The following is a 23168-nucleotide window of genomic DNA, read 5'->3' as shown; positions in this document are numbered from 1 at the left end:
ATGCGGTTGAGAAGGAGAACACCATGAAGATCCGACGGTTGCTCACCGCGGGGATCGCGGTCGGTGCCCTGGCCCTCACGGGCTGCAGCACCAGCAACAGCAGCAGTCCGAGCGCCGACAGCAGCACCACCGGCAGCTCGGACACCGGTTCGTCGGGCGGCGACATCCGCATCGACGTCATCACCCACGGCGCGCCCGGCGACTCGTTCTGGGACGTCGTCAAGGCCGGCGCAGTCCAGGCCGGCAAGGACGAGCACATCGACCTGCACTACCAGTCCGACCCGGACGTCGGGAAGCAGGCCACGCTGATCGACAACGCCGTCGCCGCCGGCACCGACGGACTCGTGGTCTCGATGGCCAACCCGGACGGGCTGGAGAACAGCATCAAGGCGGCGGTCCGGGCGGGTGTCCCGGTCGTGACGATCAACTCCGGGATCGACCAGTGGAAGCAGTTCGGGGCGATCACCCACGTCGGTCAGAGCGAGACGCTCGCGGGCAAGGCCGCCGGCGACCAGCTGAACTCGCTCGGCGTGAAGAACGCGCTGTGCGTCATCCAGGAGGCAGGCAACATCGGTCTGGAGCAGCGCTGCGCCGGTGCCAAGTCGACGTTCTCGGGCACCCTGACGAACCTGCAGGTCGACAACACCGACCTGGCCGGTTCGGAGGCGACCATCGAGTCGAAGATCCAGGCCGACCCGAGCATCGACGGCATCCTCACCCTCGGTGGTGACATGTCAGGCCAGGCCGTCAAGGCGGTGGACAACACCGGCGCCAGCATCAAGGTCGGCACCTTCGACGTGAACGCCGACGTCGTGCAGAACGTCATCGACGGCAAGCTCGCGTTCGCCATCGACCAGCAGCCTTACGTCCAGGGCTACCTCGGTGTCACGGGCGTCTACCTGAAGGTGCTGAACGGCAACGACATCGGCGGTGGGCAGCCGGTGTACTCCGGTCCTGCCATCATCACCAAGGACAACGCGGAGGCGGTGCTGAAGTTCGCCAAGAACGGCACCCGCTGAGTTGAGCGTGGGGCCCGGGCCGGCGGTGACCAGGCCCGGGTCCCACGCCCACAGGATCGACCGGCGCCTCGAAGGAGGGCATCGATGAGCACAACCGCAGCGCCACCGCCGGTGGTCGACCAGGCACCCCAGCAGGACGAGCGCGTGGGACGGCACGCGCGGCTCGCCTCCGTCCTGCGCCGGCCCGAGGTGGGGGCCTTGGTCGCGGCGGTGGTGATCTTCCTCTACTTCTCGTTCACCACGAAGGCCTTCGCGCTGCCCGCCGGTGCCAGCACGTGGATCTTCTTCTCGTCCTCGTTCGCGATCATGTCGGTGGCGGTCGCCCTGCTGATGATCGGCGGCGAGTTCGACCTCTCGGCCGGCGCGATGACCGGGACCACCGGCCTCATCACCGGCATCATGATGAGCCACTACCACGTGAACGTGTGGGTCTCGATCGTGGTCTCGCTGGTGGCGGCGCTCGCGATCGGGTTCCTGAACGGCCTGCTGGTGATGAAGACGGGGCTCCCGAGCTTCATCGTCACGCTCGGGACGTTCTTCGTCCTGCGCGGCGTCAACCTGGCGGTGGTCAAGCAGATCATCCACCAGGTCTCGGTCGTCGACTTCCAGTCCGCCCCCGGCTACAACGCCGGTGCCCAGCTGTTCGGGTCGAAGATGCAGATCGACCTCGGCTTCCTGCCGTGGGTGAAGATCCCGAACACCGGCATCCTGACCATCTACTCGGCGACGTGGTGGGCGATCGGCGTCATCGTGGTCGCCACGTGGGTGCTCCAGCGCACCCGTCCCGGTAATTGGATCTTCGCGGTCGGCGGTGCCCAGCAGAGCGCCCGGCAGGTCGGCGTACCCGTCTTCCGGACCAAGGTCGGGCTGTTCATGACCACGGCGTTCGCGGGCTGGATGGTGGGCATGCTGAAGCTGTTCAAGACCACGACCGCGCAGTCGACGACCGGGGTCGGCGAGGAGTTCATCTACATCATCTGCGCGGTGGTCGGCGGGTGCCTGCTGACGGGCGGATACGGGTCGGCCGTCGGGGCGTTCCTCGGCGCACTGATCTACGGCATGGTCTACCAGGGGATCGTCTACCACAACTGGGACAGCGACTGGCAGTACGCGTTCCTCGGGGTGATGCTGCTCGCCGCGGTGATGGTCAACAACTGGATCAAGGCGCGAGCGGAGAGAGTCCGATGAGCGAGTCCGAGCAGCTGGCACGGGAGCCGGAGCAGGTGAGCCCGGAAGACGAGGCCCGGGCCCTGCAGTCCGGGCCGCCACTGCCGGCGCCGGGCACGCCGATCATCGAGGTCAACGACATCGGCAAGAGCTACGGGTCCGTGATCGCGCTCCGCGACGTGACCTCCACGGTGAACGCCGGCGAGGTCACCTGCGTGCTCGGCGACAACGGCGCCGGGAAGTCGACGTTCATCAAGATCCTGGCCGGTGCCCATGCGCACACCGACGGCGAGTTCATGGTGGACGGCGAGAAGCGGCGGTTCTCCTCGCCCCGCGAGGCCCTCGCGCTCGGCATCGCGACGGTCTACCAGGACCTGGCCGTCGTGCCGTTGATGCCGGTGTGGCGGAACTTCTTCCTCGGCTCCGAGATCACCAGGGGCAAGGGCCCGATCCGGCGGCTCGACCACCAGCGGATGAAGCAGATCACCAAGAGCGAGCTCGCGGCGATGGGCATCGACCTGCGCGACGTCGAGCAGCCGATCGGCACCCTGTCGGGCGGCGAGCGGCAGTGCGTGGCGATCGCCCGGGCCGTCTACTTCGGCGCCCGGGTGCTGATCCTCGACGAGCCGACCGCGGCGCTCGGCGTACGTCAGTCGGGCGTGGTCCTCCAGTACGTCGCGAAGGCGCGCGACCGCGGGCTCGGTGTCGTCTTCATCAGCCACAACCCGCACCATGCCTACCCGGTGGGCGACCGGTTCATGCTGCTGCGGCGCGGCCGCAGCATGGGCAACTTCCCGAAGGCGGAGATGACCCTCGAGGAGCTGGTCCGGATGATGGCCGGTGGTGTCGAGCTCGAGCAGCTCAGTCACGAGCTGGCACGGCAGCTGCCCGACTCGAAGGTCGCCCGCGAGCTGGAGTCCGACGTGGCCGAGACCTTGGGGAGCGTCGGCGACGTGGACGACGTGGACGACGTGGACGAGGTCTCGGAGGGCTCCCGCCCGTGACCCTGGGGACGACCGCCCGGCAGCCGCGGCCGCTGGGCGTGGCCGTCGTGGGTTTCGGATGGATGGGGCAGGTGCACAGTCGCGCCTGGACCCGTCTCGCGCAGCACTACCCGCACCTTCCGGTGCGTCCCCGCCTCGTGGCGGCCGCGGACACGGAGGCGGCGCGGCGCGAGGTGGCGGAGGAGGTCTTCGGGTTCGAGGTCACGACCGGGTCCTGGCAGGAGGTCCTGGAGCGCGGCGACGTCGACGTGGTCAGCGTCTGCGGCCCGAACTTCGTGCACCGCGAGATCGGTGAGGCGGTCGCCCGGTCGGGGCGGCACCTCTGGGTCGAGAAGCCCGCCGGCCGCAGCGTCGACGACACCCGGGCCATCGCCGCGGCCGTGCACGAGGCGGGTGTGATGTCGGCGGTCGGGTTCAACTACCGCAACGCCCCGGCCGTGCAGGTCGCCCGTCGGCTGGTGACCGAGGGCGCGGTCGGCACCGTCGAGTCCATCGACGTCCGGATGCTCGCCGACTACTCGGCACATCCCGACCAGGCCCTGTCCTGGCGGTTCGACCCGGCGTACGCCGGCACGGGGGTGCTGGGTGACCTGGCGAGCCACGGCTTCGATCTCGCGCTGCACGTCGGCGGTGCGGCTCTGGGCCCGGTCGTGGAGCTGGTGGCCGACCAGGCGACGTACATCTCCGAGCGCCCGCTGCCCGGAGAGGGCACGATGTCGCACTTCGCGCGCGGCGGTGACGGTCCGCGAGGCGCCGTCGGCAACGAGGACGCCGCGTCGGCGCTGCTGAGGTTCGCCTCGGGGGCGCGCGGCACCCTGACCTCGTCGCGGGTGGCGGTGGGGGAGCAGTGCACCTACGGATTCGAGCTGCGCGGCACAACGGGCGCGATCGCGTGGGACTTCCGGCGGATGGGCGAGCTGCGGCTGTGCATCGGGCGGGACTACCAGGACGCCGACTGGGAGACCCGCCTGGTCCGACCCGGGGACGGTGACCTCGCGGCGTTCCAGCCGGGGTCGGGGATCGCGATGAGCTACGACGACCTCAAGGTCGTGGAGTGCCGGGCGCTCGCGGAGAGCATCCACAGCGGCCACCCCCAGGGCGCGACGATCGACGACGCCCTGGTGGCCGCGGAGCTGGTGGACGCGATGGTGACGTCCCACACGGAGAGGCGATGGGTGGCGGTGTGAGCAGCCCCGAGGCGGTGCGCGTCGGGGTGATCGGCCTCGGCGCGATGGGCGCGGCCCACGTGGAAACCCTGGAGCGGTGGGTGCCCGGGGCGAGTGTCGCGCAGGTCTTCGACGTGGACGTCGGGCGCGCGCGGGCGATCGGCGAACGCTGTGGGGCCGCGGTGGCAGCCTCGGCCGAGGAACTGATCGCCTCGGCCGGCGTCGACGCGGTCCTGGTCGCCGCACCCGACCCGCTGCACGAGAGTCTCGCCCTGACCTGCCTGGCCGCCGACAAGCCGACCCTCCTGGAGAAGCCGATCGCCACCACGCCCGAGGGCGCGCGGCGGGTCGTGGAGGCCGAGGTCGCCGGCGGCCGGCGGTTGATCCAGCTCGGGTTCATGCGGCGTTTCGACCCGGCGTACGTCGATCTGCGCGAGGCCGTGGCCGGCGGCGCCGTCGGAACCGTGCGGGCAGTGCACTGCGTCCATCGCAACGCGCAGGCGCATCCCAGCCACACCTCCGACAGCGTCCTCGTGAACTCCATGATCCACGAGCTCGACTGCGTGCCGTGGTTGCTCGACGACCCGCTGACCTCCGTCACGGTGTTCGCCTCGCGCGTCGGTGCCGGCGCGCTGGAGGACCTCCAGGTCGCGGTGCTCGAGACGCGCGGAGGGGTCGTGGTGACGGTCGAGGTGTACGTGAACGCGCGCTACGGCTACGACATCCACACCGAGATCGTGGGCACGGCCGGAACCGTCTCGCTGACCCCGCCGTACGGCGTCTCGGTGAGGCGCGGCCTGTCCGACACGGCCGGCGTCGACGGACGCGTCGTCGACGGTGGCTGGACCTCCCGCTTCCTCGACGCCTACCGGATCGAGCTCGGCGCCTGGATCGACGGCATCCGCTCCGGCCGGCCCGTCGGCCCGTCGGCCTGGGACGGCCATCTCGCGGACCTCGCCGCGTTCGCGGCGGTCGCGTCGCGCCAGGGCGGCGGCCGGGTCACGATCCCGCAGGAGGAATGTCCCGAGCTCTACGCCTGATCGCCGAGGTGGGACATCTCCCGCCCCGACACCCACATCGGCCGGGTGCCGGTCCAGACCGGATGTGCACAGGCTTGTGCACAGGAGGGGGTGCCGCTGTGCAGTCCCCGGGTCGCTCGTGCACACGCTGTACACAGATTTCGGCTCGGGCCTGGGGGAATCTCAGAACCGGTTGAGGCCTCTCGGCGCGCCCTCCTACAGTCGCGCCGTACCTCGGGGCAACATGTCGCAAAGTCGACAATTGCCAGCACCCGACACCTGGAGGGCACACATGCCTGGGATCTTCTCTCGCGGCCATTCCGGAGCCAACGCACCCGTCGTGCCGCCGAAGGTCCCGGACCCCGCCCCGGAGGTGGACCCCGTGGCTGCGCTTCCCTCGGAGACGGAGCACCCCATGACCGAGCCGTTGCCCTTTGTCCGCCCGATCACCGAGGAGCCGGTCACCATGCCCGGCGAGCTCGACGTGTCAGGCGGCGGCGTGGCGGTTGACCAGGCCGTGGACGAGGCCCCGGAGGCCGTCGTGGGGCCCACCGGGCGGCCGGTGCCGGAGTTCCCCGACCCGAGGCCGCTGACCTCCCACGGTCACGCGCGGGTGATCTCGATGTGCAACCAGAAGGGAGGGGTCGGCAAGACCACGACCACGATCAACCTCGGTGCCTCGCTGGCGGAGTTCGGACGCCGGGTGCTGCTGGTCGACTTCGACCCGCAGGGCTCACTCTCGGTCGGTCTCGGGCTGAACCCCCACGACATGGAGCTGACCGTCTACAACCTCCTGATGGACCGCGAGGTGTCCCTCGACGAGGTCGTGGTGCCCACCGGGGTAACGGGGATGGACCTGCTGCCGTCCAACATCGACCTGTCGGCCGCCGAGGTTCAGCTGGTCCACGAGGTCGCCCGCGAGCAGACGCTGCAGCGGGTCCTCGGCCCGGCGATCGAGAAGTACGACGTGGTCCTCATCGACTGCCAGCCGTCCCTCGGGCTGCTCACCGTGAACGCCTTGACCGCCTCCGACGGCGTGATCGTCCCGCTCGAGTGCGAGTACTTCGCGCTCCGCGGCGTCGCCCTGCTGAAGACCACCATCGACAAGGTGCGTGAGCGGCTCAACCCGCGCCTGGAGATCGACGGGGTCCTCGGGACCATGTACGACGGCCGGACGCTGCACAGCCGCGAGGTGATGGAGCGCCTGGTGCAGGCCTGGGGCGAGAAGGTGTTCCACACGGTGATCCGGCGGACCGTGAAGTTCTCCGACTCCACGGTCGCCGGTGAGCCGATCACGTCGTACGCCTCGACGTCGACCGGAGCGGACGCCTACCGGCAGCTGGCCAAGGAGGTGGCACTGCGGTGGCTCGACGCGTGAACCTGCCGGCCGCGGACGACCTCTTCCGCCCCACCGACCCCGCGGAGCCCGCCCGGCGCGAACGCACCGTGCGAGCCGTCCCCACGGCGCAGGCGACGGCAGCCGCAGACGACGACGTACGCCGCCGCCCGAGCGGCCGGGTGCGGCACGACGAGAAGATCACGATCTACGTCACCGCCGACGAGCTGCTAGATCTCGAGCACGCCCGCCTCGAGCTACGCCGCCACCACGGCCTGGCCGTCGACCGCGGCCGGCTGGTGCGCGAGGCGGTCGCCCTGGTGCTGGCCGATCTGGACGAGCACGGGCATGACAGCATGCTGGTGCAACGTCTGTTCGAGGCCTGACCGAGGACGAAACCACCGCAGATGACCGTCGCCACCACGTCCGGCTCCACGGGGTCGGACGCCACTCTCTCCGATCGAGGGGCAGAGTCCACCCCGGAGGGTACCCATGCCTTCGAGGTGCGGCTGGACAACTTCGAGGGGCCCTTCGACCTGCTGCTCAGCCTGATCTCGAAGCACAAGCTCGACATCACCGAGGTCTCGCTCTCGACGGTCACCGACGAGTTCATCGCGCACGTGAAGGCCGGCGCCGGTCGTGACGGCGACGGATCGTGGGACCTCGAGCAGACCTCGTCGTTCCTGCTCGTCGCCTCGACCCTGCTCGACCTGAAGTCGGCGCGTCTGCTGCCCCAGGGCGAGATCGAGGACGAGGAGGACCTCGCCCTGCTCGAGGCCCGCGACCTGCTCTTCGCCCGGCTCCTGCAGTACCGCGCGTTCAAGCAGGTCGCCGCCGTGCTCGAGTCGCGGCTCGCCGGCGAGTCGCGACGGCATCCCCGCGCCGTCGGGCTCGAGGAGCGGTACGCCGGCCTGCTGCCGGAGGTGCTGATCGGCATCGGTGTGGACGCGTTCGTGGCGCTGGCCGCGAAGGCGCTGGAGCCGAAGCCGGAGCCCGAGCTGTCGCTCCAGCACATCCACGCACCGGCGGTCTCGGTGCGCGAGCAGGCCGAGGTCGTGGTGGAGCGGCTCCGGCGTACCGGCACCATGACCTTCCGGGCCTTGTGCGGCGACTCGCCCGACATGCTGACCACGGTGGCGCGGTTCCTGGCGCTCCTGGAGCTGTTCCGCGAGAACGCCGTGGCCTTCGACCAGGTCTCGCCGCTGGGCGAGCTGACCGTCCGCTGGACCGGAGGCGTCGACGCCGAGGCCGTGGACTTCGCGATCGACGAGTTCGAGGGTGCTCCGGAGCCGGCCGACGCGACCCCCGAGGCGGACCAGACCACGATGCCCGACGAGGAGACACCATGAGCGAGGACGTGCTGGAGTTCGCGGTCGCCGAGCTGCGGCCGTCGCTGGAGGCGCTGCTGATGGTCGCCGACCAGCCGCTCGACGACACCACCCTGGCGTCGGCCGTCGGGGCGCCGGTCGCGGAGGTGTCCGGTGCGCTGGCCGAGCTGGCCCAGGAGTACGCAGACCAGGGGCGGGGCTTCGAGCTGCGCAACGTCGCGGGTGGCTGGCGCTACTACACGCGCGAGGAGTTCGCGCCGGTGGTCGAGGCGTTCGTGCTCGACGGGCAGCAGGCGCGGCTCACCCAGGCGGCGCTCGAGACCCTGGCGGTGGTCGCGTACAAGCAGCCGGTCTCGCGGGCGCGGGTGTCGGCGATCCGTGGCGTGAACGTCGACGGTGTGATGCGCACGCTGGTCACCCGCGGGCTCGTCGAGGAGGCCGGGGAGGATCACTCCACCGGCGCCCACCTCTACCGCACCACGTCGTACTTCCTCGAGCGGATCGGCGTCACCTCTCTCGACGACCTGCCCGAGCTCGCGCCGTACCTGCCCGACCTCGAGGACCTCGACGCCCTCGAGGACGAGCTGAGCGGTGGCGCCGAGACCGACACGACGTGAGCGGTCCGGACATCGAACGGGACGAGGAGGGGCTCGTCCGGCTGCACAAGCTGCTCGCCCGCTCGGGCGTCGCGTCGCGGCGCAAGTGCGAGGAGCTGATGCTGGCAGGTGAGGTGACCGTCGACGACGAGGTGGTGACCCGGCTCGGGACGAAGGTCGACCCGACCTCGGCCGTGATCCGGGTGTCGGGCATGCGCCTTCCGCCGATGTCGCCGAACGTCTACCTGGTCCTGAACAAGCCCGTCGGCGTCACCTCGACCATGTCCGACCCGCACGCCGAGCGCACGCTGTCCGACCTGGTCGCCGACCGGCCCGAGCGGCTCTTCCACGTCGGACGGCTCGACACCGACACCTCGGGGCTGCTGCTGCTGACCAACGACGGTGAGTTCGCCCAGCGCATGGCCCACCCGTCGTACGAGGTCGACAAGACGTACGTCGCCGCCGTCGACGGCATCGTCCAGCAGAGCACGCTGAAGCAGATCATGGGAGGCGTCACGCTGGACGACGGCCCGGTCACCGTCTCCTCGGTGAAGCTGGTCGGGGGACGCGGCACGTCCCGGGACGGCACGATCCTCGAGCTGGTGATCCACGAGGGCCGCAACCGGATCGTCCGCCGGTTGCTGGACCACGTGGGGCACCCGGTGCGCCAGCTCACCCGGACGGCCATCGGCCCGGTGCAGCTGGCGAACCTGGGAGTCGCGGAGATGCGGGAGCTGACCAACGACGAGCTGGGCGCACTCCTGGACGCGGCCAGGCTCTGACGGTTGCCCACCACTAGGGTCGGGGCGTGGCAGTGAGGGCGGTGCGGGGCGCGACCCAGCTCGACTTCGACGACCGCGACCACATGCTCGCGCGGGTCACCGAGATGGTGACCGAGGTGATGGATGCCAACGGATGGGACGTCGACGACTTCATCTCGATCATCTTCACCGCGACCACCGACCTGGTCTCGGAGTTCCCGGCCTACGCCGCGCGGATCCTGGGGTTCACCGACGTGCCGTTGATCTGCACCCGTGAGCTGGAGATCGAGGGGTCGATGCCGCGGGTGGTGCGGATGATGGCCCACGTCGAGACCGACCTGCCGCGGGCCGACATCACCCACGTCTACCTCCACGGCGCGGCCGCGCTGCGCCGAGACCTCGCCCGGGTCCGCGCTCTGCCGGACACGCCCGCCGACGACCCGTCCGACGGCCCAGCCGATGAGGGCCGGGATGGATGAGCGACTCCCGCAGCCCGTCCTGATCGTCGGCACCGGGCTGCTCGGCACGTCGCTCGGGCTGGCGCTGCGGCGCCGTCACGTCGAGGTCCTGCTCTCCGACGTGGTCCCCGAGCACGTCCGCACGGCGACCGGTCTCGGTGCCGGACACCCGCACGACGGGGAAGCTGTCGGGCTGGTGGTGGTCGCCGTCCCACCCGACCACGTGGGTCCCGAGGTGGCCAGGGCCCTCGCGGAGACTGATGCGGTCGTCACGGACGTGGGCAGCGTCAAGACGGCGCCGCTGCGGCTCCTGGACGGTACGGCGGGCATCGAGCGGTACGTCGGCGGGCACCCGATGGCGGGCAGCGAACGATCCGGACCGCTCGCCGCCTCCGCCGCGCTGTTCGACGGCCGACCCTGGGCGGTGACGCCGCACGCGCGCTCGTCGGCGGCGGCGACCGAGGCCGTCCAGGAGCTCGCCCGGACGGCGGGGGCGAGCGTCGTACGGCTCAGCCCGGAGGAGCATGACGAGGCCGTCGCCCGCACCTCGCACCTGCCCCACCTGCTCTCCGTCCTCGTCGCCGGCCGGCTCGCGGACGCCCCGACGGACCACCTGGCCCTCAGCGGGCAGGGCGTCCGTGACGTGACCCGGGTCGCCGGAGGGGACCCGGCCCTGTGGCAACAGATCGTCACCGGAAACTCCGCCGCGGTGGCGGGGCTGCTGACCCAGGTGCGCGACCAGCTCGACGTGCTGATCGACGCGGTGACCACGGGCGACCGTGGGACGCTCGGCGAGATCCTCGAGCGCGGCGTGGCCGGCACGCAGGCCATCCCGGGCAAGCACGGCGGCCCGTCGAGGCCGACCGCGTCGGTCTTCGTCTCGGTGCCCGACCATCCGGGGGAGCTGGCCCGGCTGTTCGCCGACGCCGGTGCCAGCGGGGTCAACATCGAGGACGTCCACATCGACCACGACCCCGCGCGGGAGACCGGTCTCGTGGAGCTGGTGGTCGACGAGACCCGCAGCGACCACCTGCACGACTCTCTGGAATCCCGTGGTTGGGAGACCCACCGGTAGGGTTGGCGCTTGCGCAGCCCCGGGTACGGCGAGCCGCGCCCTCCCACCCGCCGGATCGGGCCCGCCGAGATCGGGCCATCGAGATCAGGAGAGTCCCGTGAGCGCACGCGCACGCACCCGAGGCGTGGTCGTGGCGATCGACGGACCCTCGGGTTCGGGCAAGTCGAGCACGTCGCGCGGAGTCGCGAGGCGGCTCGGACTGCGCTACCTGGACACCGGGGCGATGTACCGCGCGATGACGTGGTGGATGCTCCGGCACGATGTGTCGGTCCACGACCCGGCTGCCGTGGCGGAGCGCTGCCACGAGCCGGTGATCGAGACCGGCACGGATCCGTTCCACCCCACGATCACGGTCGACGGGAGGGACGTGGCCGCGGCGATCCGGACCCCGGAGGTGAACGCGGCCGTCTCCCCGGTCAGTGCCGTCCCCCAGGTCCGGGCCCGGCTCCTCGAGCTCCAGCACGAGGCGATCGCGGCGGCGCTCGACGGTGTCGACGGTGTCGGGATCGTGGTCGAGGGACGCGACATCGGCTCCGTGGTGGCCCCCGACGCCGACGTGAAGGTCTATCTCACCGCCGACGCCTCCGCCAGGGCGGCGCGGCGCGCGGCCGAGGAGGGCGGGGCGGACGTCGCGGCCACCGAGTCCTCGCTGCTCGCGCGCGACCGCATCGACTCCACCCGGACGGCCTCGCCCCTCGTCATCGCCGAGGGAGCCGTCCACATCGACAGCACCCCGTACAGCCTCGAGGAGGTCGTCGACCTCATCGCGGGCATGGTCGAGGCAGCCGGATGACCGCTCCCCGTCGGAGCGGGCACCGGCACCCCCCGACCTGGCTGCTGCACGGTGGACGCCCGGCGAGCCGGTGGCTGATCCGTCGCCGGTACGACGTCCGCGAGCACGGGGCCGGGCGCGTCCCGCCCCAGGGTCCGCTGATCGTGGCCGCCAACCACACCGGCGTCATCGACGGGCCACTGCTCTCCATCTTCGGCCCGCGTCCGGTGCACACGCTGACCAAGGAGGAGATGTTCCGCGGGCGGCTCGGGCCCCTGCTCCGTGTCACCGGGCAGATCGAGCTGGACCGCTTCGCCACCGACCTGCGCGCCGTCCGCACCTGCCTGCACGTCCTGGGGCACGGGGGAGCGGTCGGGATCTTTCCCGAGGGCAACCGCGGCGCCGGGGACCTGATTCGGTTCCAGAACGGCACGGCGTACCTCGCGCTGGTCACCGGCGCGCCCGTCGTGCCGCTGATGATGTACGGCACCCGGCCCCGTGGGGGCGGCAAGGACGCGCTCCCGCCCCGGCACGGCGTGGTCGACCTGGTGTACGGGGCGCCGTACCGTGTCGACCGGACCCCCTGGCCGCGCACGCGCAGGCTGGTGGCGGCGACGAGTGAGGCACTCCACGCCCGGATGCTGGAAGAGCTGGCCGCGGGTCTGGCGTTGACAGGGCAGACGATGCCCGGGCCGATCCCGGCCGACGAGGCCAAGGAAATCTCATGAACACGACTCCCGACGACATCACCCATGTCCCCGCCGACGAGGCCGGGGACGCCCCGACCGGCCCGCTCCCCGTGCTGGCGGTCGTGGGCCGGCCGAACGTCGGCAAGTCCACCCTCGTCAACCGCATCCTCGGCCGTCGCGAGGCGGTCGTCGAGGACATCCCCGGCGTCACCAGGGACCGGGTGTCCTACGACGCGACCTGGGCCGGACGGGCCTTCACCGTCGTCGACACCGGCGGCTGGGACCCGGATGCGCGCGGCATGGCCGAGCGGATCCGGGCGCAGGCCGAGATCGCCGTGGGGCTGGCCGACGCCGTGCTGTTCGTGGTGGATGCGACCGTCGGCATCACCGACGCCGACGAGGCCGTCGTACGCGTGCTCCGGAGGTCGGAGAAGCCGGTGGTCCTCGCCGCCAACAAGGTCGACGACCAGCGTGCCGAGGCCGAGGCGTACGGGTTGTGGAACCTCGGGCTCGGCGAGCCCTGTCCGGTCTCGGCCCTGCACGGCCGGGGCTCCGGCGACCTGCTCGACGCGGTGCTCGCCGTGCTCCCCGAGCCGCCACCGGAGTCCTTCGAGGAAGAGGCGGGGCCGCGGCGGGTCGCCATCGTCGGCAAGCCCAACGTCGGCAAGTCGTCACTGCTGAACAAGCTGGCCGGCTCCGAGCGGGTCGTCGTCGACGCCGTGGCGGGCACCACGGTCGACCCCGTCGACGAGCTGATCGAGCTCGGCGGGCGGGAGTGGCGGTTCATCGACACCGCCGGCATCCGGAAGCGGGTGAAGGAGGCGTCGGGCCACGAGTTCTACGCGTCGCTGCGCACCTCGACCGCGATCGACCGGGCCGAGGTCGCGGTGCTGGTGCTGGACGCCGACCAGAGCATCTCCGAGCAGGATGTCCGGATCCTCCAGACCGTGAGGGACTCCGGCCGCGCCCTGGTGATCGCGTTCAACAAGTGGGACCTGGTCGACGAGGACCGCCGCCACTACCTCGAGCGCGAGGTCGAGCAGGAGCTGGTGCAGGTGCGGTGGGCACCGAGGATCAACATCACCGCCCGTACCGGCTGGCACGTCGACCGCCTGGTGCCCGCCCTCGACAAGGCGCTGGAGGGCTGGGAGACGCGGGTGTCGACGGGTGCCCTCAACTCGTTCCTCGGCCGGCTGGTCGCCGAGCACCCGCACCCGGTGCGCAGCGGCAAGCAGCCCAAGATCCTGTTCGGCACGCAGCCGTCGGTGGCGCCCCCGACCTTCGCGCTGTTCACCTCGGGCCGGCTCGACGCGGCGTACGAGAGGTTCATCGAACGCCGGCTCCGGGAGGAGTTCGGCTTCGTCGGCACCCCGATCGTGCTCACCCAGCGGGTCCGGGAGCGTCGCAAGCGCTGAATGAAACCGGCGGCGCGTCCGCCGGCCGGAGTGAGACCATCGCGGGCATGGTCACGATGCATCAAGTGCTCGCGTTCGGCCTCGTCGCCCTGGTGGTGATCGCCATCCCCGGGCCGAGCGTGGTGTTCACGGTCGGCCGGGCGCTCACCTACGGCCGCAGCGTCGCGCTCACCACCGTGGTCGGCAACTCGTTCGGTCTGCTGACCGCGCTGGTCCTCGTGGTGCTCGGTCTCGGCGAGCTGGTGGCAACCTCCGAGATGGTCTTCGAGGTGGTGAAGCTCGGGGGCGCGTGCTTCCTGGTCTACCTGGGCGTCCAGGCGCTCCGGCACCGCCACGGGATCACCGTCACCCGCGAGGGGCACTCCGCCGGCCCGCCGCTCAGGCCGCTGACAGCGCTCCGCCAGGGCTACCTGGTCGGCTTCACCAACCCCAAGGGCTACGTGATGTTCGTGGCACTCCTGCCGCAGTTCCTCGACCGCGACCACGGCCACGCCGGTCTCCAGATGCTCCTGCTCGGCTCGATCGCGTTCGTGATCGGGCTCTGCTCCGACAGTCTCTGGGCGCTGCTCGCCAGCCAGCTCCGGCGCTGGTTCAACGCCTCTCCGGGACGGGGCCGCGCGCTGGGGACCGTGGGCGGCGTGTCGATGATCGGGCTCGGTGTCGCGGTGGCCGTCGGGGGACGGCCGGACGCCGCATGAGAGCGCGCATCCGGCTGCGGGGCACGACGCTCGGGCTCGTGGCCGCGCTCGCGGTGACCGGCACGGCGTACGCCGGCATCGCGGGTCCGTCCGCCACGGGCGGCTCCGCCCGGCCGGTGGCCGGCACCGACTGTCCGACGTTCCCTGCGGACAACTGGTGGCACGCCGACATCCGCAACCTGCCGGTCGACCCGCGCAGTCGGCGCTGGCTCTCGCACATGTCGGCCGGGGTCGACCTGCACCCGGACTTCGGACCGTCGTTCGGCGACGGCCCGAACTACGGCATCCCGATCACGGTCGTCGGGCACGGCCACCCGCGTGTCCGCGTCCGGTTCGAGTACGCCGGCGAGAGCGACCGGGTCCGCTACCCGCTCGGCAGCGACACCCGGATCGAGGGCGGACGGCGCTCGTCGGGCGACCGGCACGCGATCGTCGTCGACAAGGGCGTGTGCCGGCTCTACGAGACCTTCGCGACCCGCGAGCGCAACGGCAGGTGGTACGCCGGATCCGGTGCCGTCTGGTCACTGACCTCCGATGCCCTGCGCCCGAACGGCTGGACCTCGGCCGACGCGGCCGGGCTGCCGATCCTGCCCGGCCTGCTCCGGTGGAGCGAGGTGAAGCACCGCGACATCGACCACGCGATCCGGTTCACCACCGACGTCACCTCGAGCCACCATCTCTGGCCGGCCCGGCACGACGCCGGGTCCACGCGCAGCTGGGGCTATCCGCCGATGGGTGCCCGTTTCCGGCTGCGTGCGTCGTACCACCCGAGCGGCTTCGGGCCGAAGGCGATGGCAGTGGTGCGGGCGATGAAGAAGTACGGGCTCGTGCTGGCCGACAACGGGTCGCCCTGGTTCTTCCAGGGCGAGCAGAACGGGCACTGGCCGAACCCGCTGATCGAGCAGCTCAAACGCATTCCGGCGCGCACGTTCGTCGCCGTCGACACCTCGTCGTTGAGGGTGTCGAGGAACAGCGGCGCCACCCGCTGAGGGACCGGCTCAGCTCGCCAGAGCCGCGTCGAGCGAGATCTCAACGCCGGTGAGCGCCTTGCTCACCGGGCAGCCGGTCCGGGCCCCCTCGGCCGCCTTCTGGAACCCGTCGGCGTCGAGGCCCTCGACCTCCCCACGCACCGTGAGCTCGATCCCGGTGAGGTGGAAGCCGCCGGCCGGGTCGGGTCCGAGCGAGACGTCGGCCCGCACGTCCAGCGCGACCGGCGTGCCGCCGGCCTCCGCGATCAGCGCGGAGAGCTGCATGGCGAAGCACGAGGAGTGGGCTGCCGCGATCAGCTCCTCGGGACTGGTGGTCCCACCGGCGTCCTCGGCGGCGCGCTGGGGGAACGAGACGTCGTACGTCGCGAGCCCCGAGCTGGTCAGCTCGACCCGGCCCGAGCCCTGCTCGAGGGTGCCGGACCACGCGGTGCGGGCGGTGCGGGTGGGCATGGTGCCTCCTGTGCTGGGCCGGTCCGAGCCGGCCGAGGGTCAGTGGCGATGCGTCTTCCGCGGCTTCTCCGGGAGCTGCTGGTAGCGGACCGCCCCGGCCATCGCGGTCGCCCCGATGGAGTAGATGAAGTAGAGCATCAGCCCGGCGGAGGCGCTGAGGGTCATGCAGAGGATGGCGAAGAACAAGAAGATGTTCGCGATGGTGAGGTTCGACATGCAGCACGTCCTTGTGGGGTGACGCCCTCGGACGACTGAGCCTCGCCGGTGGGGCGGTACTCCTCTCGTTCCCCGGTGGTTCGATCTTCAAACATCTCCCCGCCGCCGGCTGCGCGGCGGTCAGGCGATCGGCCCGGCCATCAGCTTCACCGACGAGATGTGCGACCTGCCGTCCCGGTCGGTCCAGCCCAGTCGCACCCGGTCGCCGGGGGAGTACGCCGTGATCGCGTCCCGGAGCTGGGACGCGGTGTGGACGCTGGTGGTGCCGACGCGGGTGATCGTGTCACCGGTCGTGAGGCCCGCACGGGCGGCCGGCGTACCCGGGTAGACGACACCGACCCGGGTGGTCGACCCGCCGAGCCCGACGCCGAGGAAGGCGGGCGAGCCGTAGTCGTAGCGGGCGTTCTGCGTGCCGCTCTCGAGGTCGGCGGCGATCCGGACGACCTTCGCGATCGGGATCGCGTACCCGACCACGTCCCGTGTGCCGGACGACGCCGCCGTGGTCATGCCGACCACCTCGCCCTCGTCGTCGTACGTCGCGCCGCCGGAGTCGCCGGAGATCACGTCGCTGCTGATCTCGATCAGGCCGTGGAGCTTCTCGCTGCTCGCGCTGCCCTCGCTCCGGGTGGTGATGTGCTGCCGGGTGGCGAGGATCTTCCCGGCGGCGGCGGTGAACGTCGAGGTGTCGCCGCCGGCGTCGCCGACGGCGGTCACCGCGTCGCCGACGGAGATCCCGTCCGTGTCGGGGGTGACGGTCTGCAGCCCGGTGGCGTTCCGGAGCTGGAGCACGGCCACGTCGTCCTGGGCGTCGGTCCCGACGACGGTCGCGCGGTAGCTCCGCCCGGTGCTCATCACCGTCACCCGAAGCTTCGTCGAGCCCTCGACGACGTGGTGGTTGGTCACGACCTCACCGGTGCTGGTGAGGATCATGCCGGTGCCGGCGGCCCGGCCGTTCGCGTACGTGAGGGTCGACGCGATCCGTACCAGGCCGGTCAGCTGGCTGTCGGTGGCCGGTGTCCCGCTCGAGGCGGAGTCGAACGGCGTTCCGCCCGTCCCACCAGGCCCGCTGAACGGCGTGCCTCCGAAGGGATCGGTGTTGCCGAACGGCGGCTCGCCGAAGCCCTGCCCGTCCCGAGCCTCGCCTCCAGAGCCCGCGGCCGGCGTGCCGGCCGACGCGTGGACCTGGTGGTCGAGCCGCCCCAGCGCGAAGCCCGCCCCGCCTGCGACGGCGACCACCGCCAGGGCGGTCCCGGCCGCGGCCAGCCGCCGCCGACGACGCCGTGGGGGAGTAGGAGGCGGAGGCACCCATCCCATGACTGGGGGAGGCGGGAGCGGTGCGCCGTACCGTGCCGGATTGTCGGCCGGGTTGTCGGCCGGACCATCGGTGGGGCTGTTCTCGCCGGATCGTGGGGCCTGCTCGTCCATGGGCTCCTCCTCGTCGGATGGATCCATGAAGCCCCGGGATCCTCTGAGGAACCTGTGAGCCCGCTGGGACGCCGATAGCCGCCGCGGAAGAAGTTGCTGAGACGCCGCGTCCGCCTCACCGATTCCGAGGGGCGCCGAGCGCTGCGGTAGCCTTCACTCCGCTCCGCGGCCGGTCGCCGCGGGGCATCGGGCTGTGGCGCAGTTTGGTAGCGCACTTGACTGGGGGTCAAGGGGTCGCAGGTTCAAATCCTGTCAGCCCGACAAAAATACCGGCTCTGATGCGATGTAGGAGCGGGGCCTCGCTCCTCGTGTCCCCGGCGGATGCTGGGTGTCTCACGTCTACGACGAAGGAGGCCCCTTGTGTCTGAGTATGACGGTCAGCAGTTCGTGGGTGTCGATCTGCATCGGCGCCGCACCGTCTTGGTGAGGACGACCGATGCCGGTGAGGTGCTGGAGTCGGTCCGGATCCCCAACGATGTCGACTCGTTGAACCGGGTGATGGCCCGGGCTGGAGCCGACCCCGAAGTCGTGCTCGAGGCGACCTACGGCTGGTACTGGGCGGTCGATGCCCTCCAGGAGGCTGGTGCCCATGTGCACCTGGCCCACCCGCTGGGGGTCAAGGCGTTCGAGTACCGGCGGGTCAAGAACGACGAGCGGGACGCCAAGGACCTGGCCGATCTGTTACGGATGGGCCGGCTGCCGGAGGCGTGGATCGCGCCCCCAGCGATTCGTGAGCTGCGCGAGCTGGTCCGGCATCGGGCCAAGTTGGTTGCGCTGCGCAGTCACTGCAAGGCCGAGGTCCACGCGGTCTTGGCCAAGTGCGGCATCCCGGTCTCGATGAGCGACCTGTTCGGCATGGCGGGCAACGACCTGCTGGACCGGCTGGTCGGGGACGGTCGACTCCCGGGCCCCTACGCGGCCCGGGTCCGTTCTCTGCGACGGCTGATCGAGGATCTGGAGTTCGAGATCGACCTGTTCGCCGGCATCGTCCGAGGTCGCCTGGCCCGCGACCCCGGCTACCTCGCGGTCCAGCAGATCCCGGGGATCGGGCCGATCCTGGGGGCGGTCTTCGTCGCCGAGGTCGGTGACGTCACCCGCTTCCGGGGTGCCGCCCAGCTGGCCTGCTGGGCCGGCCTGACCCCCAAGCACCGTGAGTCCGACACCCACGTGCACCGCGGACGCATCACCAAGCAGGGCTCCCGACTGGTCCGCTGGGCCGCGGTGGAGTCGGTGCAGATCCTGCCCGGCCACACCAGAATCGGCGGCATGCGCAACCGGGTCGCTGCCCGCCGGGGCCGTAACATCGGGGTCGTCGCGGCCGCCCGCGCCCAGATCGAGCTCGTCTACTACGCGCTGCGTGACCACCACGTCCGAGCACTCCACGCAGGACACCGGGTACCGCCCGGGGAGGCGGCATGAGAACCATCCCCACCACCAGGAGCTTCGGTCGGTCGCGGGTCGTGCAGGTCATGACCCCCAGCACCACCACGGCGAGGTCGTCCGTCTTCTGATTGACCCCGACCGGCCGAACCACAGTTGGCGCGTACCCCATCACGCGACCCCCTGGCCGCCACAACCGCGACTCACGGGGCGTTGCGAAGGGATGACCGAGCGGCAGCCGCCTGCTCCCACCGGCCACGGACCGACCTGATGCAAACACGCACCAACACCGAACACCGCGACAAACGAACAGCATGCGCCGAACGGGATCGCCGTCAAGGCCCTCCGGCCGCTCCGCGGTCGGGCTACGCCCGAGCCTTGACCCCGAACCCTCTCCGGCGCGCCCGCAACTACGTCGCGGCACCCAAGAACACCCCTTGACCGGCCCCGCTCCTACAGGGATGACCTGCGGAAACGCGGATCAGAGCCGGTCTTGGTTTCGAACCCGAAGGCGCTATTCACCACTTAATCCCGAAGTATTCGGTCCGTGGTCCGGGTCCGGGTCAGCCAACTCCTCGAGAACATGCGCCACGTCGGCCGCGATCGCCGGCTTGGAGATGTAGAACTCCCGGGTGATGGCGGGGGAGGAGTGGCCGAGCTGCTGGGAGGCGGTCTCCGCGCCGACCCGCTCTGAGATCAGGGTCGCCACGGTCTTTCGGAAGGTGTGGGGCGTGACCCAGTCCAGGCCCGTGTCCTGGCGGATCTGCCTCCAGCGGCGCTCGACGTTGTTCACCTGCTGCCAGGTCCCGTTCCGGGTCGGAAAGACCGCGTCGACGGGGTTCTGTCCTTTCGACTTCCGCCGGCGTTGGAGCACAGCGACCGCGAAGTCGGGCAGAGCGACTGTCCTGACACTGGCGTCCGACTTGGGAGTGGCCTTGCGGTAGGTACCTTTGCCCGGCTCGGTCTTGATGGTCCCGTTGATCGTCAGGTTCGGGCGATCGGTTGAGAGTGAGACGTCGACCCAGCGCAGTGCAAGAATCTCGCCGATGCGAGCTCCGGTGGCGAGCATCAGGTCGATGATGTCGGCCATGTCGCTGGTCGCCTTTGGCCCTGGTCGCTGCTTCGACGTCCAGGCTCGGAGTGCCTCGCGAACCGTGTTGAGATCCTCGAGCGTCAGAGAGCGGGCTTCCGACCTGACCCGGTGGATGCGTGAAGTCTGCTGCACTGGGTTGACGGCGAGCGCGTCGTGGCGGACAGCCAAGCCCAGCATCGCCCCCATCACAACCTTGGTCTTGCGCTGTCGGCTGGTGCTCGTCGCGCGTAGGCGGACCAGGAAGAGGTCGAGTCGGCTGGTGGTCAGCTCCCGAAGGCGGAGGCCACCGAGCTCCGGGACGATCACCTTGGTGAGGACACGCTCGTACTCGTTGATCGTCGTGGCTTCGATGCGGCCTTCCTCGCGGAGGTAGGCCAACCAAAGTGCAGAGAGCTTCGCGACGCTCGTGTCGGCGGTGATCGCCTGTTGCGTCGGTGTCGCCCGGTCGACCAGCTTCTCGCGCAACGCACGCTCTGAGGCCGCGATCGTCGTTCCTGTGGCCGTGACCTCTCTCGTCACGCCGTCCCTGTCCCGGATCCGAGTCCGCGAGCGGTAGGCGCCTTCGCGGATCCGTGTCGTCCGGATCGTGCCCCAGGTGCCTACTGAGGTCGGCGGGCGTCCGCGTCCCATGTCGTCACCCACTCAGCGAGGACCGCTGGCACGCGACAGCGAGACGCCGTCGCTCTGCCGCTGCGCGGGGATGTCCGGGACATCATCGAAGCTCTCGAGGTGCTCCGCGACCCAGGCGTCCAGATCCGAGCGCCGGTAGCGCAGGCAGCCGCCGAGCTTGACCGCGCGCGGACCGAAGCCGGCCCGGCGGGTACGCCAGGTGTACAGCGTCGCCTTCGGGATCGAGAGGTAAGTCGCCGCCTGGTCGATGGTGAGGATGCCGCCGTCCACGCTGGTGTCGATCGTCGTGTTCATCATGTGCTCCTTCGTGGTCACGAGGACAGGTTTGCCCTCATGACTGGAGGTGTGCACAACGAACCGTGCTGCCTGTGGACAAGTCCGGACGGAGGCGCCCTGTGCGGGCACCTGTACTGCAATGTAATACGCTGTGCGCGGAAGGAGCGCTGCGATGAACGAGCTGGACGAACTCCTCGCGGATGAGGGCGCCGCCGCGGAGGCAGCCGAAGCTGACCCGAACTCGCCGAAGCGCACGGACGTGCAGGTCACGAGAGGGCACTCGCGCGCGAGGACGCTGCAGGTCCGTCTCAACGACGACGAGCTCGCAGAGCTTGTGGCCCTGGCGCAAGGCAGAGGATTGCCCGTCTCGACCGTTGCGCGTCAGTTGTTGCTCCAGTCGCTCGCGCCTGCCGACGACGTCGAGAGTGCTCTCGACCGCCTCGAGCGGGATCTCGCTGCGGTACGCAGGAAGGCGCTCGGCGGCTGACTGGCCGGGCCGCGACGGACACCTTTGCGGTCGAGCGGATCTCGGTTGTCCTGGTGCGATCGGTTTTGCTGTGGCTTGATCCTTTAGCCAGAGGTCGCGGGTTCAAATCCCGCCCCCGCTACCAAATTCAGGCTCGGAGACCATGGATCTCCCGGCCTGAACGACATTTGAGATTTGATCGAACGGGCAGAAACCGGCCTTTACCGCCCACGAGCGGCGGCCTCGCGCGGCTGGTCGATCCCAGGGCGAAAGTGGTCGCCGCCGGCGCCACCTCACCCACACGCACGCCCGCCGACACCCTGACCGCAGACCGGATCGCCGATCTGTTCGCCGATCTGTTCGCCGATCTGTTCGCCGGCCTCACCGCGACCGACCGCGGCCGGATCGTCGACGCGACGGCCGTGGTCGTCACCGAGTCCGCCCGCACCGTGTACGGCCACACCTGGCGCCGCTGGGAACGCTGGTGCGCCGGCCTCGGTGATCGACACATCCTGGTCGGCCCTCTCGTTTGTCCACCGCAGTCACGGGCTTGACGACCCGTTCCTCACCGAAGACGTAAGCCGGTTGCGCCGCGGCCTACGACGCACCCTGGGCACCGCACCCCAACGACTGGCCCGAACCCTCGATAGCAGTGTGAGCTCATGCGGTGGTTCCGGGTGTAGAGTCTCGGTCCACACTTTGTGACTCCACCCCAGACCTCGGTGGCGCGCCCAACTCCCGCCGTCAGCCAGGGTCTCCTCGATCGGCTCACCGCTGTCGAGTTCGAGCGTGTCGAATGCCCGAGCTCAGGCAAGGAGAACCGACGTGTCGAATCGCTCCACCAAACCACAGGCGGCCCAAACAGCACGAGAGCGTCTAGCTGCCACGCCCGAGGCCGAGACGTGGGCGCCCGTGCCGGTCGTGCTCGAGAGCATGGGCGAGCTGGTCGACTTCGGTCTCCGCGGGCTGCTCGCTCCCTACGCCGACCGCATCATTCTTCTGGGTGCCTCAGTGGCTGGGGACGAGGCTGTGATCCACCTCATCGATCCCTACCACGATGACCCCAGGCTGGATCCGGCGCGGCTGCTGAGACGTCTCGAAGCAATGGAGCTGATCGTCTTCCTCAAGTGGGGCCCTGTCGTCGAGTCACCGCAGATGGCCACGATCGAGCGCGCTTTGCACGGAAGATTGCGTGGGTGGCTATCGATGAACCTGGCCGTCTCAGAGCTGGTGGCAACTCTAGAGCGCATATACCTAGGTGAGGTCGTGGGAGGTGACCGGGAGCCGCGCGTCGAGCTGCCCCGCGAGAACGTGTCACGTCTCAACGAGCTCACCGAACGCGAACAAGGCGTCCTCATCTTGATCACTGCCGGACTGAGCAACCGAGAGATCACCGAAGAGGCGTGCCTGACGATCAACACCGTCAAGAGCTACATCCGGTCCAGCTACCGCAAGATCGGCGTGACAACCCGATCCCAAGCAGTGCTGTGGGGTGTCGCTCACGGGCTGGCTCTCAGCCGGGGTCCGAACCGGGCCACATCCCTCGGCAACGCCCTCCCGCCCGAGGGGTCGCCACGGACCGGACTGACGCCTAATCCCGGGACCAGCCCCGCGCCCGCGTCCACAGGAACCCAGCAGAACCATCGAGCTGGCGCGTCCCAGGCGCGGGCGTCCAGGAGGCGCCCACCGAACCTTGGGACGGCCGCGGTGGGCGGAACGCATTGACTGTGCCGAACGCGA

At 70.4% G+C, this 23168-nt stretch carries 26 protein-coding genes and 1 tRNA gene; 22 read left to right on the top strand and 5 right to left on the bottom strand.

Annotated features, from left to right (window positions below; genetic code table 11):
* Positions 1 to 23 precede the first annotated feature (23 nt).
* The 17 genes from VGK78_RS11745 (at position 24) to VGK78_RS11665 (ending at position 15492) form a co-directional block, all read left to right on the top strand.
* The gene (locus tag VGK78_RS11745; protein ID WP_331527818.1) at positions 24 to 1019 is read left to right on the top strand and encodes a substrate-binding domain-containing protein; all 996 of its coding nucleotides are present in this window, start codon (positions 24 to 26) and stop codon (positions 1017 to 1019) included.
* Positions 1020 to 1103: 84 nt separating this feature from the next.
* Complete coding sequence (locus VGK78_RS11740) at positions 1104 to 2207, top strand: ABC transporter permease (protein WP_331527817.1); 1104 nt, start codon at positions 1104 to 1106, stop codon at positions 2205 to 2207.
* On the top strand, positions 2204 to 3190 hold the full coding sequence (locus VGK78_RS11735; protein ID WP_331527816.1) for an ATP-binding cassette domain-containing protein: 987 nt from the start codon (positions 2204 to 2206) through the stop codon (positions 3188 to 3190). Before VGK78_RS11740 ends, VGK78_RS11735 begins: the two co-directional genes overlap by 4 nt.
* On the top strand, positions 3187 to 4377 hold the full coding sequence (locus VGK78_RS11730) for a Gfo/Idh/MocA family protein (RefSeq protein WP_331527815.1): 1191 nt from the start codon (positions 3187 to 3189) through the stop codon (positions 4375 to 4377). Before VGK78_RS11735 ends, VGK78_RS11730 begins: the two co-directional genes overlap by 4 nt.
* A complete protein-coding gene (locus VGK78_RS11725; protein WP_331527814.1) occupies positions 4374 to 5396 on the top strand; it encodes a Gfo/Idh/MocA family protein in 1023 nt (340 codons plus the stop codon). Before VGK78_RS11730 ends, VGK78_RS11725 begins: the two co-directional genes overlap by 4 nt.
* A gap of 445 nt (positions 5397 to 5841) precedes the next feature.
* Positions 5842 to 6753 carry a ParA family protein gene (locus VGK78_RS11720; RefSeq protein WP_331527851.1) on the top strand — a complete coding sequence of 304 codons (912 nt, stop codon included), beginning with the start codon at positions 5842 to 5844 and terminating at the stop codon, positions 6751 to 6753.
* Positions 6738 to 7097 (top strand): hypothetical protein, encoded by a 360-nt coding sequence (locus tag VGK78_RS11715; protein WP_331527813.1) that lies wholly within the window; start codon positions 6738 to 6740, stop codon positions 7095 to 7097. Before VGK78_RS11720 ends, VGK78_RS11715 begins: the two co-directional genes overlap by 16 nt.
* Before the next feature lie 21 nt (positions 7098 to 7118).
* Entirely contained in the window at positions 7119 to 8060 is a 942-nt protein-coding gene (locus VGK78_RS11710; RefSeq protein ID WP_331527812.1) for a segregation and condensation protein A, read from the top strand.
* Positions 8057 to 8656, top strand: coding sequence for an SMC-Scp complex subunit ScpB (gene scpB / locus VGK78_RS11705; RefSeq protein WP_331527811.1), 600 nt, complete (start codon positions 8057 to 8059; stop codon positions 8654 to 8656). Before VGK78_RS11710 ends, scpB begins: the two co-directional genes overlap by 4 nt.
* Positions 8653 to 9417 carry a pseudouridine synthase gene (locus VGK78_RS11700; protein ID WP_331527810.1) on the top strand — a complete coding sequence of 255 codons (765 nt, stop codon included), beginning with the start codon at positions 8653 to 8655 and terminating at the stop codon, positions 9415 to 9417. The genes scpB and VGK78_RS11700 overlap by 4 nt, the downstream gene beginning before the upstream one ends.
* Before the next feature lie 26 nt (positions 9418 to 9443).
* Positions 9444 to 9875 carry a chorismate mutase gene (gene aroH, locus VGK78_RS11695; RefSeq protein WP_331527809.1) on the top strand — a complete coding sequence of 144 codons (432 nt, stop codon included), beginning with the start codon at positions 9444 to 9446 and terminating at the stop codon, positions 9873 to 9875.
* Positions 9868 to 10929 carry a prephenate dehydrogenase gene (locus tag VGK78_RS11690; RefSeq protein WP_331527808.1) on the top strand — a complete coding sequence of 354 codons (1062 nt, stop codon included), beginning with the start codon at positions 9868 to 9870 and terminating at the stop codon, positions 10927 to 10929. Before aroH ends, VGK78_RS11690 begins: the two co-directional genes overlap by 8 nt.
* A 97-nt stretch (positions 10930 to 11026) precedes the next feature.
* The gene (gene cmk / locus VGK78_RS11685) at positions 11027 to 11722 is read left to right on the top strand and encodes a (d)CMP kinase (RefSeq protein ID WP_331527807.1); all 696 of its coding nucleotides are present in this window, start codon (positions 11027 to 11029) and stop codon (positions 11720 to 11722) included.
* Positions 11719 to 12429 (top strand): lysophospholipid acyltransferase family protein, encoded by a 711-nt coding sequence (locus VGK78_RS11680; RefSeq protein WP_331527806.1) that lies wholly within the window; start codon positions 11719 to 11721, stop codon positions 12427 to 12429. The genes cmk and VGK78_RS11680 overlap by 4 nt, the downstream gene beginning before the upstream one ends.
* Positions 12426 to 13805, top strand: coding sequence for a ribosome biogenesis GTPase Der (der, locus tag VGK78_RS11675; protein ID WP_331527805.1), 1380 nt, complete (start codon positions 12426 to 12428; stop codon positions 13803 to 13805). Before VGK78_RS11680 ends, der begins: the two co-directional genes overlap by 4 nt.
* Before the next feature lie 47 nt (positions 13806 to 13852).
* Complete coding sequence (locus tag VGK78_RS11670; protein WP_331527804.1) at positions 13853 to 14503, top strand: LysE family translocator; 651 nt, start codon at positions 13853 to 13855, stop codon at positions 14501 to 14503.
* On the top strand, positions 14500 to 15492 hold the full coding sequence (locus tag VGK78_RS11665; RefSeq protein ID WP_331527803.1) for a hypothetical protein: 993 nt from the start codon (positions 14500 to 14502) through the stop codon (positions 15490 to 15492). Before VGK78_RS11670 ends, VGK78_RS11665 begins: the two co-directional genes overlap by 4 nt.
* 9 nt (positions 15493 to 15501) lie before the next feature.
* On the opposite strand, the gene VGK78_RS11660 is transcribed toward VGK78_RS11665, so the two are convergent.
* The 3 genes from VGK78_RS11660 to VGK78_RS11650 form a co-directional block, all read right to left on the bottom strand.
* Entirely contained in the window at positions 15502 to 15942 is a 441-nt protein-coding gene (locus VGK78_RS11660; RefSeq protein ID WP_331527802.1) for an OsmC family peroxiredoxin, read from the bottom strand.
* 39 nt (positions 15943 to 15981) lie between these two features.
* A complete protein-coding gene (locus tag VGK78_RS11655; RefSeq protein ID WP_331527801.1) occupies positions 15982 to 16158 on the bottom strand; it encodes a hypothetical protein in 177 nt (58 codons plus the stop codon).
* Between the two features lie 120 nt (positions 16159 to 16278).
* Positions 16279 to 17583 carry a S1C family serine protease gene (locus VGK78_RS11650; protein ID WP_331527800.1) on the bottom strand — a complete coding sequence of 435 codons (1305 nt, stop codon included), beginning with the start codon at positions 17581 to 17583 and terminating at the stop codon, positions 16279 to 16281.
* 187 nt (positions 17584 to 17770) lie between these two features.
* Between VGK78_RS11650 and VGK78_RS11645 the strand changes: the two genes are divergently transcribed.
* Both VGK78_RS11645 and VGK78_RS11640 read left to right on the top strand, forming a co-directional pair.
* Positions 17771 to 17844, top strand: a tRNA-Pro gene (locus VGK78_RS11645).
* Between the two features lie 99 nt (positions 17845 to 17943).
* Entirely contained in the window at positions 17944 to 19002 is a 1059-nt protein-coding gene (locus VGK78_RS11640; protein ID WP_331527799.1) for an IS110 family transposase, read from the top strand.
* A 475-nt stretch (positions 19003 to 19477) separates the two neighbouring features.
* Here VGK78_RS11640 and VGK78_RS11635 read toward each other — a convergent pair whose 3' ends face one another.
* Positions 19478 to 20521, bottom strand: a complete 1044-nt coding sequence (locus tag VGK78_RS11635; protein WP_331527798.1) for a tyrosine-type recombinase/integrase — start codon at positions 20519 to 20521, stop codon at positions 19478 to 19480.
* A gap of 177 nt (positions 20522 to 20698) precedes the next feature.
* A complete protein-coding gene (locus VGK78_RS11630) occupies positions 20699 to 20980 on the bottom strand; it encodes a helix-turn-helix transcriptional regulator (RefSeq protein ID WP_331527797.1) in 282 nt (93 codons plus the stop codon).
* A gap of 154 nt (positions 20981 to 21134) precedes the next feature.
* Here VGK78_RS11630 and VGK78_RS11625 point away from each other — a divergent pair, with 154 nt between their 5' ends.
* The 3 genes from VGK78_RS11625 to VGK78_RS11615 all read left to right on the top strand — a co-directional run bounded on the left by VGK78_RS11625 (position 21135) and on the right by VGK78_RS11615 (position 23153).
* Entirely contained in the window at positions 21135 to 21449 is a 315-nt protein-coding gene (locus VGK78_RS11625; protein WP_331527796.1) for a hypothetical protein, read from the top strand.
* 251 nt (positions 21450 to 21700) lie between these two features.
* Complete coding sequence (locus tag VGK78_RS11620; RefSeq protein ID WP_331527795.1) at positions 21701 to 21982, top strand: hypothetical protein; 282 nt, start codon at positions 21701 to 21703, stop codon at positions 21980 to 21982.
* Positions 21983 to 22340: 358 nt separating this feature from the next.
* Positions 22341 to 23153 (top strand): helix-turn-helix transcriptional regulator, encoded by an 813-nt coding sequence (locus VGK78_RS11615; RefSeq protein WP_331527794.1) that lies wholly within the window; start codon positions 22341 to 22343, stop codon positions 23151 to 23153.
* Positions 23154 to 23168: the final 15 nt, after the last annotated feature.

It is taken from the genome of Nocardioides sp. (assembly GCF_036503465.1).
GTDB lineage: Bacteria > Actinomycetota > Actinomycetes > Propionibacteriales > Nocardioidaceae > Nocardioides.
This window is presented reverse-complemented; position numbering and strand designations above follow the sequence as displayed.

What these genes read in the sequence shown, in the direction of transcription:
- VGK78_RS11745 (WP_331527818.1), top strand. Translation starts at nt 24, where the DNA reads ATGAAGATCCGACGGTTGCTCACCGCGGGGATCGCGGTCGGTGCCCTG.
- VGK78_RS11740 (WP_331527817.1), top strand. Translation starts at nt 1,104, where the DNA reads ATGAGCACAACCGCAGCGCCACCGCCGGTGGTCGACCAGGCACCCCAG.
- VGK78_RS11735 (WP_331527816.1), top strand. Translation starts at nt 2,204, where the DNA reads ATGAGCGAGTCCGAGCAGCTGGCACGGGAGCCGGAGCAGGTGAGCCCG.
- VGK78_RS11720 (WP_331527851.1), top strand. Translation starts at nt 5,842, where the DNA reads ATGCCCGGCGAGCTCGACGTGTCAGGCGGCGGCGTGGCGGTTGACCAG.
- VGK78_RS11710 (WP_331527812.1), top strand. Translation starts at nt 7,119, where the DNA reads ATGACCGTCGCCACCACGTCCGGCTCCACGGGGTCGGACGCCACTCTC.
- scpB (WP_331527811.1), top strand. Translation starts at nt 8,057, where the DNA reads ATGAGCGAGGACGTGCTGGAGTTCGCGGTCGCCGAGCTGCGGCCGTCG.
- VGK78_RS11690 (WP_331527808.1), top strand. Translation starts at nt 9,868, where the DNA reads ATGGATGAGCGACTCCCGCAGCCCGTCCTGATCGTCGGCACCGGGCTG.
- VGK78_RS11680 (WP_331527806.1), top strand. Translation starts at nt 11,719, where the DNA reads ATGACCGCTCCCCGTCGGAGCGGGCACCGGCACCCCCCGACCTGGCTG.
- der (WP_331527805.1), top strand. Translation starts at nt 12,426, where the DNA reads ATGAACACGACTCCCGACGACATCACCCATGTCCCCGCCGACGAGGCC.
- VGK78_RS11670 (WP_331527804.1), top strand. Translation starts at nt 13,853, where the DNA reads ATGGTCACGATGCATCAAGTGCTCGCGTTCGGCCTCGTCGCCCTGGTG.
- VGK78_RS11665 (WP_331527803.1), top strand. Translation starts at nt 14,500, where the DNA reads ATGAGAGCGCGCATCCGGCTGCGGGGCACGACGCTCGGGCTCGTGGCC.
- VGK78_RS11660 (WP_331527802.1), bottom strand. Translation starts at nt 15,942, where the DNA reads ATGCCCACCCGCACCGCCCGCACCGCGTGGTCCGGCACCCTCGAGCAG.
- VGK78_RS11655 (WP_331527801.1), bottom strand. Translation starts at nt 16,158, where the DNA reads ATGTCGAACCTCACCATCGCGAACATCTTCTTGTTCTTCGCCATCCTC.
- VGK78_RS11650 (WP_331527800.1), bottom strand. Translation starts at nt 17,583, where the DNA reads ATGGACGAGCAGGCCCCACGATCCGGCGAGAACAGCCCCACCGATGGT.
- VGK78_RS11630 (WP_331527797.1), bottom strand. Translation starts at nt 20,980, where the DNA reads ATGAACACGACGATCGACACCAGCGTGGACGGCGGCATCCTCACCATC.
- VGK78_RS11625 (WP_331527796.1), top strand. Translation starts at nt 21,135, where the DNA reads ATGAACGAGCTGGACGAACTCCTCGCGGATGAGGGCGCCGCCGCGGAG.